The organism is Actinoplanes sp. GCM10030250, assembly GCF_042666575.1.
GTDB lineage: Bacteria > Actinomycetota > Actinomycetes > Mycobacteriales > Micromonosporaceae > Actinoplanes.
The window spans coordinates 49,512-64,149 of record NZ_JBHTDO010000042.1; the positions used below are offsets into that span (position 1 = coordinate 49,512).

General features: G+C 70.1%; 10 protein-coding genes. 5 read left to right on the forward strand and 5 right to left on the reverse strand.

Annotated elements, in window-relative coordinates; genetic code table 11:
- Window positions 1-9 precede the first annotated feature (9 nt).
- Entirely contained in the window at window positions 10-1,650 is a 1,641-nt protein-coding gene (gene pgm / locus ACFQV6_RS37325) for a phosphoglucomutase (alpha-D-glucose-1,6-bisphosphate-dependent) (protein ID WP_378032413.1), read from the reverse strand.
- 619 nt (window positions 1,651-2,269) lie between these two features.
- Here pgm and ACFQV6_RS37330 point away from each other — a divergent pair.
- Entirely contained in the window at window positions 2,270-2,629 is a 360-nt protein-coding gene (locus ACFQV6_RS37330; RefSeq protein WP_378032414.1) for an STAS domain-containing protein, read from the forward strand.
- A 249-nt stretch (window positions 2,630-2,878) separates the two neighbouring features.
- The gene (locus ACFQV6_RS37335) at window positions 2,879-3,682 is read left to right on the forward strand and encodes a YaaA family protein (RefSeq protein ID WP_378032415.1); all 804 of its coding nucleotides are present in this window, start codon (window positions 2,879-2,881) and stop codon (window positions 3,680-3,682) included.
- Window positions 3,683-4,134: 452 nt separating this feature from the next.
- Here the strand turns inward: ACFQV6_RS37335 and ACFQV6_RS37340 are convergent, their stop codons facing one another.
- Complete coding sequence (locus ACFQV6_RS37340) at window positions 4,135-4,737, reverse strand: FKBP-type peptidyl-prolyl cis-trans isomerase (protein ID WP_378032416.1); 603 nt, start codon at window positions 4,735-4,737, stop codon at window positions 4,135-4,137.
- A gap of 214 nt (window positions 4,738-4,951) precedes the next feature.
- Between ACFQV6_RS37340 and ACFQV6_RS37345 the strand changes: the two genes are divergently transcribed.
- The 3 genes from ACFQV6_RS37345 (at window position 4,952) to ACFQV6_RS37355 (ending at window position 12,390) form a co-directional block, all read left to right on the forward strand.
- Window positions 4,952-5,839: a hypothetical protein gene (locus tag ACFQV6_RS37345; protein ID WP_378032417.1), complete on the forward strand. Its 888-nt coding sequence runs from the start codon at window positions 4,952-4,954 to the stop codon at window positions 5,837-5,839.
- Window positions 5,840-5,863: 24 nt separating this feature from the next.
- Window positions 5,864-10,765 carry an MMPL family transporter gene (locus tag ACFQV6_RS37350; protein WP_378032418.1) on the forward strand — a complete coding sequence of 1,634 codons (4,902 nt, stop codon included), beginning with the start codon at window positions 5,864-5,866 and terminating at the stop codon, window positions 10,763-10,765.
- Between the two features lie 206 nt (window positions 10,766-10,971).
- The gene (locus ACFQV6_RS37355) at window positions 10,972-12,390 is read left to right on the forward strand and encodes an SDR family NAD(P)-dependent oxidoreductase (RefSeq protein WP_378032443.1); all 1,419 of its coding nucleotides are present in this window, start codon (window positions 10,972-10,974) and stop codon (window positions 12,388-12,390) included.
- A gap of 74 nt (window positions 12,391-12,464) precedes the next feature.
- Here ACFQV6_RS37355 and ACFQV6_RS37360 read toward each other — a convergent pair whose 3' ends face one another.
- The 3 genes from ACFQV6_RS37360 to ACFQV6_RS37370 form a co-directional block, all read right to left on the reverse strand.
- A complete protein-coding gene (locus ACFQV6_RS37360) occupies window positions 12,465-13,028 on the reverse strand; it encodes a hypothetical protein (RefSeq protein WP_378032419.1) in 564 nt (187 codons plus the stop codon).
- Window positions 13,029-13,192: 164 nt separating this feature from the next.
- Window positions 13,193-14,137 (reverse strand): membrane protein insertase YidC, encoded by a 945-nt coding sequence (yidC, locus tag ACFQV6_RS37365; protein ID WP_378032444.1) that lies wholly within the window; start codon window positions 14,135-14,137, stop codon window positions 13,193-13,195.
- Window positions 14,138-14,296: 159 nt separating this feature from the next.
- The gene (locus ACFQV6_RS37370; protein ID WP_378032420.1) at window positions 14,297-14,578 is read right to left on the reverse strand and encodes a DUF6412 domain-containing protein; all 282 of its coding nucleotides are present in this window, start codon (window positions 14,576-14,578) and stop codon (window positions 14,297-14,299) included.
- Between the last annotated feature and the right edge of the window lie 60 nt (window positions 14,579-14,638).

Below are 14,638 nucleotides of genomic sequence, written 5' to 3' on the forward strand. Positions count from 1 at the left end.
CGCTCCCCCTCAGCCTCCGAGCGCTGCCGTGACCACCGCGCGGGCCTCCTCCTGGATCCTGGCCAGGTGGTCGGGGCCGTGGAACGACTCCGCGTAGATCTTGTAGACGTCCTCGGTGCCGGACGGCCGGGCCGCGAACCAGCCGGACTCGGTCACCACCTTCAGCCCGCCGATCGCCGCGTTGTTGGCGGGCGCGCTGGTCAGCACCGAGGTGATCGGCTCGCCGGCCAGCTCCTTGGCGGTCACCTGCTCCGGCGACAGCTTGCCGAGGATCGCCTTCTGCTCACGGGTCGCGGGCGCGTCGATCCGCGCGTACGCCGGCTCACCGAACCGCGCGGTCAGCTCCCGGTAGTGCTCACTCGGCGTCTTCCCGGTGGTCGCGATGATCTCCGAGGCCAGCAGGTCGAGCAGGATGCCGTCCTTGTCGGTGCTCCACACGCTGCCGTCGCGCCGCAGGAACGACGCACCGGCGCTCTCCTCACCGCCGAACCCGATCGACCCGTCCAGCAGCCCCGGCACGAACCACTTGAAGCCGACCGGCACCTCGTCGAGGCGGCGGCCCAGGTCGGCGGCCACCCGGTCGATCATCGAGGACGACACAAGCGTCTTACCGATCCCGGCCGCGGCCGGCCAGTCCGTGCGAGCGCGGAACAGATAGCCGATCGCCACCGCCAGGTAGTGGTTCGGGTTCATCAGCCCACCGTCGGGCGTCACGATGCCGTGCCGGTCCGCGTCCGCGTCATTGCCCGTGGCGATCTGGAAACGATCCTTCTGTTCAATCAGAGAAGCCATCGCGTACGGCGACGAGCAGTCCATCCGAACCTTGCCGTCCCAGTCCAGGGTCATGAACCCGAACCGCGGGTCCACGGACGGATTCACCACGGTCAGGTCCAGCCCGTGCCGCTCGGCGATCTCACCCCAGTACGCCACGCTGGCCCCGCCGAGCGGGTCGGCACCGATGCGGACACCCTCCCGCCGGATCGCCTCGACGTCGATCACCGAGGGCAGATCGTCGACGTACGTGGCCAGATAGTCGTACCCCGAGACCGTGGCCGACTCCCGCGCCCGCGCCGCACTCACCCGCCGCACATCCTTCAGACCGCCCACGATCAGCGCGTTCGCCCGGTCCTGAATCCACTTGGTCGCGTCCGTGTCAGCCGGCCCGCCGTTCGGCGGGTTGTACTTGAACCCGCCGTCGTCCGGCGGATTGTGCGACGGGGTGACCACCACGCCGTCCGCCTTCTTCGCCGACGACCTGTTGAACGTCAGGATCGCGTGCGACAGGGCAGGCGTAGGCGTATACCCGTCCCGGCTGTCGATCAGCACAGTCACATCGTTGGCGGCGAACACCTCCAGCGCCGTGATCATCGCCGGCTCACTCAGCGCATGCGTGTCGCGCCCCAGGAACAACGGACCGGACGTGCCCTGCTCCCGCCGATACTCGACGATCGCCTGACTGGTCGCGGCGATGTGATCCTCGTTGAAAGCGCTGCGCAGGCTGGAACCCCGGTGACCGGAGGTACCGAACGCGACCCCCTGCCCCGCCTGAGCGGGATCCGGATGCTCGGTGTAATAACGCGAGATGACCTTGGGGACGTCAATCAGATCGGCCGGTTCGGCGGGCTTACCGGCGCGCGGGTGGACAGACATCGAGGCCTCCTCGGGAGCGTGGAGCTTTGCCGGATCGTATCCAGAGGCGGCCCCCTTGAACCCTCCGCGCCCCCTATCCGAACTACCTGGTGTGACGAGGGTTCGCAACACGGCACTCCTGTTTCACTTCGTGCTGCTCTTTCTCCTCGCCCTGCTCTTTCTCCTCGTCATCCTCTCCTCCTCGTCATGTTCTTTCTCCCCGTACTTCTCGCGGTGGCACTGAGCCCCGCCACCGCGGGCCGCCACCGCTGGCCGTCGCCCACGCCCACGCCACCCCGGCCTTCGCCCACGCCGCCCCAGGCTGGCGAGTACAACATCGTGCACGCGTTCCTCTACGCCCCGGAGGGCGAGCCCCTGCCCACCGAGATCTCCACCCCTGCCCGGTCAGGACCTCGAAGCGGTAAAGGACCGGTTGCCGCCCCTCAATCAGGTCCACCACGCGCTAGGTTCCGTCACGTTCCCCCTTCCCGGCACCTATGAGATCGCCTTCACGATCCGCGTCGGCGGCCTCGACCGTGCCACCGTGAAGACGAAGGTAGCCATGCCGTTGACCGGCGGGAAGTGACGTGGCGTCACTTTTTGGGCAGTCGGGGATCCTGTAGAAAAGGGAGGTTCCCCCGTGTACGTCGCCGTGAGCCCCGCCAGCGAAGACCCCCAAGCCGTCGTGATGACGGTGCGGGGCAATCTGGACCTGGACAGCGCGCCCAGCCTCGCCAGCAAACTCGACGAGGCGCTGTCCCAACCAGCACCACGCGTGGTGGTTGACCTGTCCGGCATCGAGTTCTGCGACTCGATCGGCTTGAGCACGTTCGTCGTCGGCCACAACCGGGCCCGCGCAGCCGGCGGCTGGCTACGCCTCGCCTCCCCCGGCGAGTTCCTCGAACGCCTCCTCGACACGGTGGGCCTGACCAACCGCATCGGCGTCTACCCCAGCATCGCCGACGCCCTCGCCAACCGCCCCGACGGCCCCAGCCGCTGACCGCGCGGCGTGCCCATCCCGCTCGCCCTGCCACTCGCGCCGCGTTCGGGTCCCCCAGCCTGTCGTCCCCGCTCGCGCGCCGCCCACTCGCGCCGCGCGCCCAGCCCGCCCAGCCCGCCCGGCCGGGGACGGTCGCGCCGCGTGCCCAGCCCGCTCGGGCCAGGCTAGTCTCGCCGCGTGCCCAGCCCGCCCGGCCGGGGACGGTCGCGCCGCGTGCCCAGCCTGCCCGGGCCAGGCTAGTCTCGCCGCGTGCTCATCCTGCTCCCCCCGTCCGAGGGCAAGACTCCGGCCACCACCGGCGATCCCGTCGACCCGGCCACCCTCTGGCTGCCCCAGCTCGCGACCGCCCGAACCCGGGTGCTCAACCGCCTCGTCGCGCTCTGCCGCCGCACCAGCGAACGGTCGATCGCCGACTCGCTCGCCGCCCTCGGCCTCACCGCCGGCCAGCGCGCCGAGATCACCCGCAACGCCGAGCTCCTGGGGGCGCCGGCCGCCCCGGCCGCCTCCGTCTACACCGGGGTTCTGTACGAAGCTCTCGGCCCGGCCACCCTCGCCCCGGCCGCCCGTGAGTGGCTCGACCGTACGGCCGTGGTGTTCTCCGGGCTGTGGGGCGTGGTGCGTCTCGGCGATCGGATCCCGGCGTACCGCTGCTCGGTGGGTGTCACACTGCCGGCGCCGGTGGGTGGGCTCACCGCGTACTGGAAGAAGGCTCTTCGCCGGCAACTCGACGCGGCCGGCGCCGGCGTCCCGATTCTGGACCTGCGATCCGGTGCGTACGCCGCGATGTGGTCCCCGCCGGCCGGCGCCCCAGCCGCCTCACTCCGTGTCCTTCACGAGCGGGTCGTCGGCGGTGTCCCGAAGCGATCAGTGGTCAGCCACTTCAACAAGGCCACCAAGGGCCGCCTGGTACGCAGCCTCGCCGAGAACGCCGCCTCCCCGGCCTCGATCGACGAGCTGATCACCGCTCTGCGGGACTTGAAGTACACCGTCGAGGAGTCTGCGGCCCCTCCCGCCAAGCCCCGAGCCCTCGACATCATCGTCACCGACCTTTAGCCGCTTCACCATCGCCGCATGTCTCCGCTGAACCCCGCACACCCCGTACCGCGTCCTAGGATCCTGGGTCATTAGCCGGAGCCGTGGTGCGGGGCGCGAACGATCGGCAGCAACAGGCGCACACGTTCGGGTTGGGTGCGCGCTGGTTGAGGTCAGGACCTGTGTAGAAGCGCACAAAACCTCAACGTGTGCGCTCACACCCCCGACTGAACACCCCCGACCGAACACCCCCGACGCAGGGGCAGGCGCACACGGAGAACTCAACGTGTGCCTCCGGGCGGCGGAACACCGCCGCCCGGACTGGACTTTCGGAGCGAGACCAGGCAGCCCAGCCCGGCGGCCGCCGCGCTGGCTGGACCGGGCAGGCCGTCGCGCTGACCCTCGAGAGCTGTCCGTCGGTCGTACCAAAAAAGAAGTAAGCGCAACCGAGACCGCCCGCCTCGGCCAGACGGCTACTTCGCGTCGAGGATGTCTACGACGAAGCGGAGATCTCCCTGCTCAGGACCGTAAGCAAGAGCAGCGGGCACATCCAGCTGAATCCGGCTGCCAACCTTCTGACCGGGAATCGCCTCATCCCAGCCCTTGATCAGGTTGCCCACACCGATCGGGACTGAGAACGGCTCCTTGCCCCACGACGAGTCGATGAGGTTGCCGGTCGTGTACTGGATGACCTTGTAGTTGACGGTGATCGTCTGACCGCTTTTCACCACCGGGCCGGTGCCGGCGATGATCTCGGTGATGGTCGTCTTGCTCACCGTGCCGGTGCCAGGCTTCACGTCGGGCTCCTGCTCCAGCGGATTCCCGGAAGCGGGCGGCTTGGCAGAACCAGCGGCCGAGGGAACAGCATCCGGGGGAGCAGCCGCGGAAGGAGCCGGAGCAGCCGACGCCGGAGCCGCCTGCGTTGCCGCCGCCTCAGTCGTGGCCGGCGTGTCATCGCTGCTCGGGCGAAGCAGGAAGAAAACCACGGACAGCACTGCGAAGACCAGCACCCCGGTAAGCGCGCCGGCGACGGCGCGGCCGCGGCGCTTGCTGTTCGAACCGGTCTGGTCACTCATTGCAAGATCCCCTGTCCTGGTTGTCGGAAACTCCGGACACGGTACTCGGCACGGGGAGCAATGCCACCAGGAACCTCCTCCGAATCGCCGATGCGGATGATCACCCGTACGTCCCCGTCCGGCCACCCCCTCTTCTTTGTCGCCACGCAAGATGAGATCGTTTCATGGCCCTGCGGCCCCTCGCCGCCTGAAAACCGCCCGATCTGGAGGGTTTGTGCCCGATCAGACTTCCGGGCCTGACCACACGCCCGCGCACTCCCGGCGCGGCGAGCTGGTCCCGTACCGGCGGCCGGAACCACCGCGGCCGGAACCGCGGCATCGATGGTGGAACAAGGAGTGGTGGCACAAGGGACAGCACGGCTGGCAGGAACACGTGGCCCCGGCGGCGGTCATCCTCCTCGGCGTCCTCGCAGTGGTCGCTTTCGGTCTGGTAGTCCGAGCCCACACCGCCGACAACCCCGACCCCGCTGTCGCACCACCCATCGTGGTGCCGACCGCCGCCCAGGTCCCCATCCCCCTGCCGAGCGCTTCTCCGTCACCGAGCGTCCGCCCGGTCAACTCGATCATTTTCGAGCGGGGATCGGTACCCGAGGTGGTGAATCTGCCCGCGGAGGGTACGTCCGACTGGGTGCACTGGGGTGAGCAGGGCAAATACGCCCTCGAACGCAAGGAGGACGGCGGCTTCGCCATCCTCGAGGGCACTCCGGGCTCCCCGCGTACGCGCGACGACGCCGGCCCCGACCGCTACCGCTGGACCGGCGGCAGCCCGCTCGGCACCGCGAAGAACGTCACCAGCGGGATCCGGCTGTGCGGCGCCGGTGACGGCTTCACGCTCTCGGCACCGGCAGGAACGGTCATCAGCACGCTGAAGCTGTACGTCGGCGTCGGCGCGGGACAGGGGCTGCTGCAGATGGAGCTGTCCACCGGTGGGGAGGTCGTGACCGACCGGATCACCCACCGTGGCAGCGGAATCACCACGGCTTCCTACACGGTGAACTACCGCGCAACGGGTACTGGCAAGATCTCGGTGAAGTGGATCACCGAGGAGTCGTACGGCGAGGATTGCGGCGGGGTCGTCCTGTACGCCGCCGCCCTGAGCTGACGTATTCCCGAGAAAGGGGAACCTGTGTTCGCGGGCTGGGGATCGCGGGTCGCCAGGCTCCGGTGGCCGGTACTGATCATCGCGCTCGTCGCGGTCATCGGGTCCGGTGTCTGGGGCTTCGGCGTTTTCGGTCAGCTCTCCGAGGGTGGTTACAACGACCCGAGCAGTGAGAGCGCGCGAGCCTCTGACGTGGTCGCCACGGCCCTCGGGGGCCAGAGCGGCGACGTCATCGCGATCTACACGCCGGACCAGGGCACCATCGACGACGCGGCGCTGACCAAGCGGATCAAGGAACGGCTCGCGGCGCTGCCCGAGTCGTCGGTGACCGCGCACGCGTCGTACTGGGAGGGCCGGGCGGCGCGCTTCGCCGCCGAGGACAAGTCCAGCGCGGTCGCGGTGGTCACCCTCGCCGGTGATGACGACGCCGGGAAGATGGAGGCGTACGCAGAAATCGCCGACGATTTCGCGGTTCCCGGCGCCCGCGTCGAACTGGCCGGCGGTGTGCCCCTGGGCCACGCGTCGTCCACCCGCTCCACCGACGACCTGGCGTTCGCCGAGATGATCTCGCTGCCGATCGTGCTGATCCTGCTCCTGCTGATCTTCGGCTCGCTGGTCGCCGCCGCGCTGCCCGTGCTGGTCGGCGGCGCCGCGGTACTGGGTTCGCTCGGCGTCCTGAACGCGGTCGCGCTCACCCACGAGGTCAACTCGTTCGCCGTCAACGTCGCGAGCCTGCTCGGCCTGGGCATGGCGATCGACTACGGCTTGTTCATGGTGGGCCGGTTCCGGGAGGAGCAGGCCGGCCATCCAACGGCTGAGGCGGTACGGCGTACCGTGGCGACCGCCGGCCGTACCGTGGTCTTCTCCGCCACCCTGCTGATGACGGCCCTCGCCGGTCTGCTCCTGTTCCCCCAGGGTTTTCTCAAGTCGCTGGCGTACGGTGGCCTCGCCGCCGTCTTCCTTGCCGCACTGCTCTCGCTGACGCTGCTGCCCGCGATCCTCGCCATCCTCGGCCCGAAGGTCGACAAGATCCCGATCCGCCTGCCGGGCCGGGGTTCCGGCGGCACGTCCGGCTGGGAGCGGATGGCCGGCTTCGTGCTGCGCCGCCCCGTCCTGGTGGCGGTACCGATCCTCGGTGTCCTGCTGCTGCTCGCACTGCCGATCACCGACGCCCGCTTCGGCGAGAACGACGAGCGGGTGCTGCCCGCCGGTGACCCGTCGCGGGTCGCGATCGAGACGCTCAAGGCCGACTACCCGCAGTTCAGCACCGACGGCGTGCAGATCGTCGTCCGCGGCACCGACGGCGAGCGGCCGGACGTCAAAAAGTTCACCGGGGCCGCCGGCGACATCAGCGGCATCACCCAGGTCAGCCCGGCCGGCACCGGCAGGGACGTGGTCGTCCTCAACGCCGCCCTGGAGAGCGACGACGAGTTCAGTGCCGAAGCCCGTACCGTCATCGAGAGCCTGCGCGCCCTCCCGGCACCCGAGAACGCCGAGGTCCTGATCGGCGGCGCCACCGCCCGCAACGTCGACAGCCTCGACGCCACGGCCGAGAAGCTGCCGCTGATGATCGGGCTGCTGGTGGGCGCCACGCTCATCCTGATGTTCCTCGCCTTCGGCTCGATCCTGCTGCCGATCAAGGCCGTGGCGATGAGCGCCCTGAGCCTCTGCGCCACGTTCGGCATCCTCATCTGGATCTTCCAGAAGGGGCACGGAGCGGGCCTGCTCAACGTCACGCCGGCCCCCCTCGAAGCGGGCATCGTGGTCCTGATGGCAGCGGTCGTTTTCGGTCTCTCCACCGACTACGAGGTCTTCCTGCTGTCCCGCATGGTCGAGGCCCGCATCCGCGGCGCCTCCTCCAAGGAGGCGGTCACCCTGGGCCTCTCCCGCACCGGCCGGGTGATCAGCGCAGCCGCCCTGCTCCTCATCGTGGTGACCGGCGCCTTCGCCCTCTCCTCCGTGACCACCATGCGCTTCGTCGGCGTCGGCATGATCGTCGCCCTGCTCCTCGACGCGACGATCGTCCGCATGCTGCTGGTCCCGGCCGTACTCGCCCTCTTCGGCGACGCCGCCTGGTGGGCTCCCGGCCCCCTGCGCCGCCTCCAGGAACGCGCCGGCCTAGCCGAGCACGCGGGCGAGGAGGAGGCCGGCGCTCCCCCACCGCCGGCCGGCGCCCACTCCCCGGCTTCCCACTCGCCGGCCCCGGACGAGACAGCGGTCATCTCGGGAACACTCGCCCTGCCGGTGGGTGCGTCCGCGGCCGCCCTGACCGCCGGCAACGGCAACGGCTCATCACTTCCGGTCAGCGGCCCGAGCATTCCGTCCGAGACGGTCGTACTGGACTACAACGCGGTGCTCGATTACCTCGCGGAGCGCGAGCAGGCGACGTCCCCGGCAGGCGGCGCGGTCGCGGCCCTGCCCGCGGGCCCTGGCGAGGTGACGGCCAGGTTGCCGTTGGTCGCTCCCTTCAGGGGTACGGGCGAAGCACTCCCCGAATTCCCTCCACCACCTGCGGCCTCCTCTCCCGAGCCCACCACCCCCGTTCCCCCGGTCCCGGTCCCGTCCTCTCCCGTTTCCTCCGCGCCCGTTTCGCCCTCGCCCGTTTCGCCTGCGCCAGTTTCGCCCTCGCCCGTTTCGCCCTCGCCCGTTTCGCCCTCGCCCGTTTCGCCCTCGCCCGTTTCGCCTTCGCCCGTTTCGCATCTGGAAGCTGAGCCGATTTCGGACGCCGAAGCGCTGGACACGGAGCCTGTGCGGGACAGCCTGGATTCAACGGACGGCGACGAGCCTGAACTCTCACCGCTCGCCCCTCAGCCTCATCTCGAAGCCCCGGCCGATACAGATCCCGTGTTCGACGAGGCTCCCCCGCCTGCCATCGGTGTCGCCGACGACCCGAGTCCCACGCTCGCGCCGGTGCCCGAGGAACCCACCCCGGACCCGCAACAGCCCGACCCGGCACTCGCCGAGGTAGCGGACGAAGAAGTCCAGCCCATCCTCGCCGAGGTAGAACTCCAAATCGCCGCCGCCGCCGAACCGGCCCCCATCCTCGCCGAGGTCGAAGCCCACATGGCCGCGACGACGGACCCCACATCCGAGCCCGACCCCGAGCCCCAACCCGCCCCCGCGCCCGCGCCCGCGCCCGCGCCCGCGCCCGCGCCCGCGCCCGAGGTTGTGCCCGAGGTTGTGCCCGAGGTTGAGCCCGAGCCTCAGCCCGAAGTCGCAGCGGAGACCGAACTCGAGCCCGAGGTCGAGGCGGAGGCCGAGGTGCCGTCCGCCTCCGAAGACTCCGAAACCTCCTCAGCCTCCGCCACCGTCGAGCAGCTTCCCGAAGCACCGCCCACCGAACCCGAGCCCGAGCCCTGGACCCCAGCCCAGCACACGTCCGAGCCGGAACCTCAACCCGAACCCGAACTCTGGACCTCCGCCGAACCCACCCCAGATCCCGAAGCCTGGACTCCCGCCGAGCCCACCCCGCAGCCCTCGCCCGCCCCCGAGCCCACGCCGGAACCCTCGCCCGCCGGCGAACCCGTGTCGGCCGCACAGCCGGAAACCTCCGAGGACCCCTTCGCCTGGCGCGCCGACCCACGGATCCCGGACCTGTCAGAAGCCGGCCCCGACGGCTTCGGCTGGCTGGACCGCACCGCTGGTGCCACCGACGACCCCCTTTTCCCCGACCTCCCCGCCCCCATCGCGGCCACCCCCACCGCACAGCCTCAGCCCTCGTGGCAGCCAGAAGTTCCCGCCCAGCCCTCCTGGCAGTCGGAGACCCCGGCCGAGCCCTCATGGCAGCCGGTCACCCGGTTGCCTGAGGCCGCTCTGCCGTACCCGATCCCCGAGCGCCCCGGTTCCCGCCCGGAAACCCTCGGCGACTGGCTGAGCACCAAGCCCGACCGTTCCACCCAGGACCCGAACCGCCCCCAAACGCTCGACGACCTCCCCAAGCCACTCACCCCCGCCGAGATCACCCCAGAACCCGAAATCACTCCAGAGCCCCAGGTCAGGGCAGAATCCCCGGCCAGGGCGGACGCACCGGTCGCCTGGGGCGCTTACAATCCCGCCACCACCCCTTCCTCACCCATCGAGGACGTGGAGCCGTTGACCATCCCCACGCAAGAGCCCATCCCCACGCAAGAGCCCGCCCCCGAGGCGCCCACGCCCGAAGACGCCCCGCCGCCCACCAGCACGAGCGAGACCACCACGCCCACCAGCGCGGACTCGCCGACCGCCGCGTCCTCAAGCACCGACGAAACAGCGCCTGCCGACCCGGCACCCGCCGACCTAGCGCCTGCCGACCCAGCACCCGCCGACCCAGCACCCGCCGACCCAGCACCCGCCGACCCAGCACCCGCCGACACCGCACCCGCCAGCGCAGCCACTGCCGGCGTCGCCCCTGTCAGCTCGGGAGCACCCGGTTACATCCGCCGCCCCCAAACCCTCGACGAATGGCTGAACGGCGGCCCCGAACCCACCTCCCCCGCCCGTCCGCAAACCCTCGACGACCTCCCGTCCGCCCCCGTCTCCGCAGCACCCGTCTCCTCCTCGCCCGTCTCCGGAGGCCCCGTCTCCGGAGCCCCCGTGTCGTCAGCCCCCGTGTCGTCAGCCCCCGTGTCGTCAGCCCCCGTGTCGTCAGCCCCCGTGTCGTCAGCCGGTCCGGCGATCCGGCGACCGAAAACCCTGGACGACTGGCTGAGCGGCTCCACCCCCGACCAGCAGCCGAACCGCCCCGCCTCTCTCGCCGACGACGAACCCGGGCGCGCCCGGCGCGGCGGCAACGGGCGTTCGCAGTCCTGGACGGGCGGGCCGGGCGAGGACCCGTACGACCGCCCGGTCCGCCGGCCTGCCTCCCTGGCCGACCACCCGGCCCCGGCGAAGAAACCGAACCGCAAGCCGGCCGGTGAGCCCGACCCCGATCCCGCCGCCCCGCAACCCTGACACCCGGCGCGCCGACGCCGAGCCAGGCGAAAACAGAACCAGCGACGCAAGACCCGAGCAACCGCACCACCAAAGCAGCGCGAACACCAAGCACCGGGCAAAAACACGAAAACGGGTGACCGACGCCCCTTGCCCACGGACACCCTCCGCCGATAGGACAGCGAGTAAGTACAGTGCCTGCGGTAGGAGCAGAGGGGGACGTGGGAATGGGTGTCGGCCCGGAGGCCGTCGGCGTTGATCAGGAGCGCCTGGCGGCCTGTCTCGCCGTGCTGGCCGAGATCGAGGCGCTGCCGGTGGAGCATCCCGACGCGGTGCTGGTGCGCCGCGCCGTCGGTGGCCTGTTCAAGACGGCGAAGTTGCAGCGCCGCCGGGATCGCCGTGATGCGGTGCTGGCGAACGACCGCGAGGTGACCGAGTCGACGGCGACGGGTGCGCCCGGCCGGATCGACGACGAGACCGCGGGGATTCCGTTGCGCAGTTCGGTGCGCGGGGCCAGCGCCGGCGTACTCAAGCAGGCCCGTGGGTGTTATGTCTGCAAACAGCGTTTCACTGTGGTGGACGCCTTTTACCACCAGCTCTGCCCGTCGTGTGCGGAGCTCAACCACTCGCGGCGGGACGCGCGAACCGATCTGAAGGGCCGGCGGGCGCTTCTCACCGGCGGGCGCGCCAAGATCGGGATGTACATCGCGCTGCGCCTGCTGCGCGACGGCGCCGATCTGACGATCACGACGCGGTTCCCGCACGATGCCGTCCGCCGCTTCGCAGCGATGCCGGACAGCGAGGACTGGCTGCACCGGCTGCGGGTCGTGGGTGTCGATCTCCGGGACCCGGCGCAGGTGGTGGGCGTGGCCGAGTCGGTGGCGGCGCGCGGGCCGCTGGACATTCTGATCAACAACGCAGCCCAGACGGTACGGCGTACAGCAGGCGCCTATGCGGAGCTGATCGCGGCCGAGTCCGCTCCCCTGCCCGACGGCCCGCTTCCGGAGCTGGAGTTCTTCGGCGGGGCGACAACGCTCGGCGCGGCGTCACCGGCGGCCGTGCTGACCGCGGCCGGGAAGTTGTCCGCACACGAGGTGACCTCGCTGGCGCTGACCGCCCGGTCCACGGCGATCGACGCGGGCGGCCTGGTGCCGGACACCACCTCGACGAACAGCTGGAGCGACCGGGTGCACGAGGTGGACCCGCTGGAGCTGCTCGAGGTTCAGCTGTGCAACGTCACGGCGCCGTTCATCCTGGTCAGCCGGTTGCGTGCGGCGATGACCGCGTCGTCGTTCCCCCGGCGGTACGTGGTGAACGTGTCCGCGATGGAGGGCATCTTCGCGCGCGGCTACAAGGGTGCCGGTCACCCGCACACCAACATGGCCAAGGCGTCGCTGAACATGCTCACGCGTACGAGCGCCGACGACATGTTCGCCGACGGCATCCTGATGACCAGTGTCGACACCGGCTGGATCACCGACGAGCGGCCGCACCCGACGAAGATGCGGCTGCACGAGGAGGGTTTCCACGCCCCGCTCGACCTGGTCGACGGCGCGGCCCGGGTGTACGACCCGATCGTCCGCGGCGAGCTGGGCGAGGACCTTTACGGCTGCTTCCTGAAGGACTACGCGCCCGTCGCCTGGTGAGTGGGCACAGGAACCGGAGCTGACAGCGGGCCGCACCACCGAGGTGGAGCGGCCCGCCGTTTACCGAAGAGACGTCAGTCGCCGAAGTTCGGCCCGGTGAAGTCCTTGTGCGGGTGACCCTTGCCGGGGTGCCCCTTGCCGGGGAAGCCCTTACCCGGGTGCCCCTTTCCGTGGTGGCCCTTACCGGGGAAGCCGGGGTGGCCCTTACCGGGGAAGCCGTGGTGCGGCCGGCCGCCGTGGTGCGGGCCGTCGAAGCTCAGCGGCCCACCGATGTAGTTCGGCTTGTAGGGCCAGTCGTTGTCCCAGCCGCCGTCCCAGTCGTCCCACTGCCAGTAGTCCTCCTGGACCTTGAGGTACCAGCCGCGACCGCTGCCCGGGTAGAACGACGGGAAGCAGTAGTAGCGGTCCCAGGCGCCGATCCGGTCGCCGTACATGCCGAACCGGTTGCACTCCCACTTACCGCGGAACGGCCCGAACACGTAGTCGTCGTCGTAGTTCCAGCTCTGCACGCTGTTACCGGTCGCGGAACCGGTCGAAGCGCTCACGGCGGGGGCGGCCTGGGCCGCACTCGATCCGATCATCGCACCGGCGGCCACGCTCGCACCGGTCAGTGCCAGCCAACGCATTGCTTTGTTCATGTCACACCCTTTTCAGGACAAAACTGCCATGACCGGACTAGCGGATCATGGACGAAAAGGGCGTCCTGGTGCTTTTCCGGGAAACTGACCGTTTGTACGATCCACCTGCTGGCCGTACAGACGGCCCCGCCGGCAGTACAAGGCATCCACGGCTGTGACGATGCTCAGGCGCCGGCGCGACTGTTTCCCGCCCTCCGGACCGGTTTCGCTCCCACCTTCGGCGCCGTTCCCACCTGCCGCGGCTTCGGCGCCGCTCCCGCCTGCCGCGGCTTCGGGGCGGGGCCCGCCTGCTGTGGCTTCGGGGCGGGGCCCGCCTGCTGTGGCTTCGAGGCGGGCTCTGCCGTCGGCACCGGCGGGTACTTGCGCAGGATCCACGCCTGCTGGCCGAGAGCGAACACGTTCTGCACGAACCAGTACAGGATCACGCCGATCGGGAAGATGAACCCGGAGATCAGCAGGGACGCCGGGAAGCCGTACAGCATGATGCCCTGCATGAGGCGGCCCTGCGGGTCCTGGGCCGGACCGGTCTTGCGGATCATCTGCCGGGTGGTCAGGTAGGTCGTCGCGGTCATCGCCAGGATCAGCACCCCGGCGACGATCTTGACGGCGAGCCCGCCGGACGAGGTGAACCCGGCAACGATCGGTGCGCCGAACAGTTTGGCGTGCACGGCGCTGTCGAACTGGGTGAGCGTCCAGCCGTACAGGGTGCGGGAGGTCTCGCTCGTGATGCTCGGTCGCAGGTGGCGCAGCACATGCAGCAGGCCGAAAAGGATCGGCGCCTGCACGATCAGCGGCAGGAAGCTCGCGAACGGACTGATCTTCTCGGTCCGGTACAGCTTCACCAGTTCGGCCTGCATGGTCTGCGGATCGCCGCGGTGCTGCTCGCGCAGAGCCTTCATCTGCGGCTGGACCCGCTGGATCGCGCGCTGCGACCTGATCTGGCGGGTGACCAGCGGGAACAGTGCCATACGCACGGTCAGGACCAGCAGCACGATGCCGAGCACCCAGGCCCAGGACGTGCCGAGGGCGTCGGCGGCGCCGAGCACGCTGTACCAGGCGGCGTGCCAGAAGAGCAGAATCGCGGAGATGGCGGTGTAGACGAGGTCCATCATCGGACGGCCTCACCGAACGATGCAGTGGCAAAAGACGAAGTGGCGGAACACGACATGGCAGTAGGCGACGTGGCAGGAGACATGGTGGGGTGACCCTCCGGGGAGCTGGGACGTTGACGGTCTCCAGCGGCCGGCGAGCGGCGAAAGGATCTGCGCTCAGGCGGCCGCGAGGGCCACAGTGGGTCCTCGAGGCCTGGTCCGCCCGTCGGCGTCAGGATCGCGATGACGCGGAATCCCGGTGCGGCGGGCACGCTCCCGCAGCACACGGCGGCTCACCCCGGGACTGCCGGCAGCGGCACGCCCGCCCATCAGCACACTGGCCGTCAGCACGGTGACCAGCAGCACACCGGCAACGGCACCCGCCCCGAGCAGCAAACCAGTCGGGCCGGACTCGGTCAGCACGCTGACCAAGCGCCACAACGCCTCGAACCAGTTCACCCCTCCACCGTAACGACCCCCCGCAACCTCCGCCAGGCACCTTCCTCACCCACCCAAGAT

What these genes read in the sequence shown, in the direction of transcription:
- ACFQV6_RS37340 (WP_378032416.1), bottom strand. Translation starts at nt 4,737, where the DNA reads ATGAGTGACCAGACCGGTTCGAACAGCAAGCGCCGCGGCCGCGCCGTC.
- pgm (WP_378032413.1), bottom strand. Translation starts at nt 1,650, where the DNA reads ATGTCTGTCCACCCGCGCGCCGGTAAGCCCGCCGAACCGGCCGATCTG.
- ACFQV6_RS37360 (WP_378032419.1), bottom strand. Translation starts at nt 13,028, where the DNA reads ATGAACAAAGCAATGCGTTGGCTGGCACTGACCGGTGCGAGCGTGGCC.
- ACFQV6_RS37355 (WP_378032443.1), top strand. Translation starts at nt 10,972, where the DNA reads ATGGGTGTCGGCCCGGAGGCCGTCGGCGTTGATCAGGAGCGCCTGGCG.
- yidC (WP_378032444.1), bottom strand. Translation starts at nt 14,137, where the DNA reads ATGGACCTCGTCTACACCGCCATCTCCGCGATTCTGCTCTTCTGGCAC.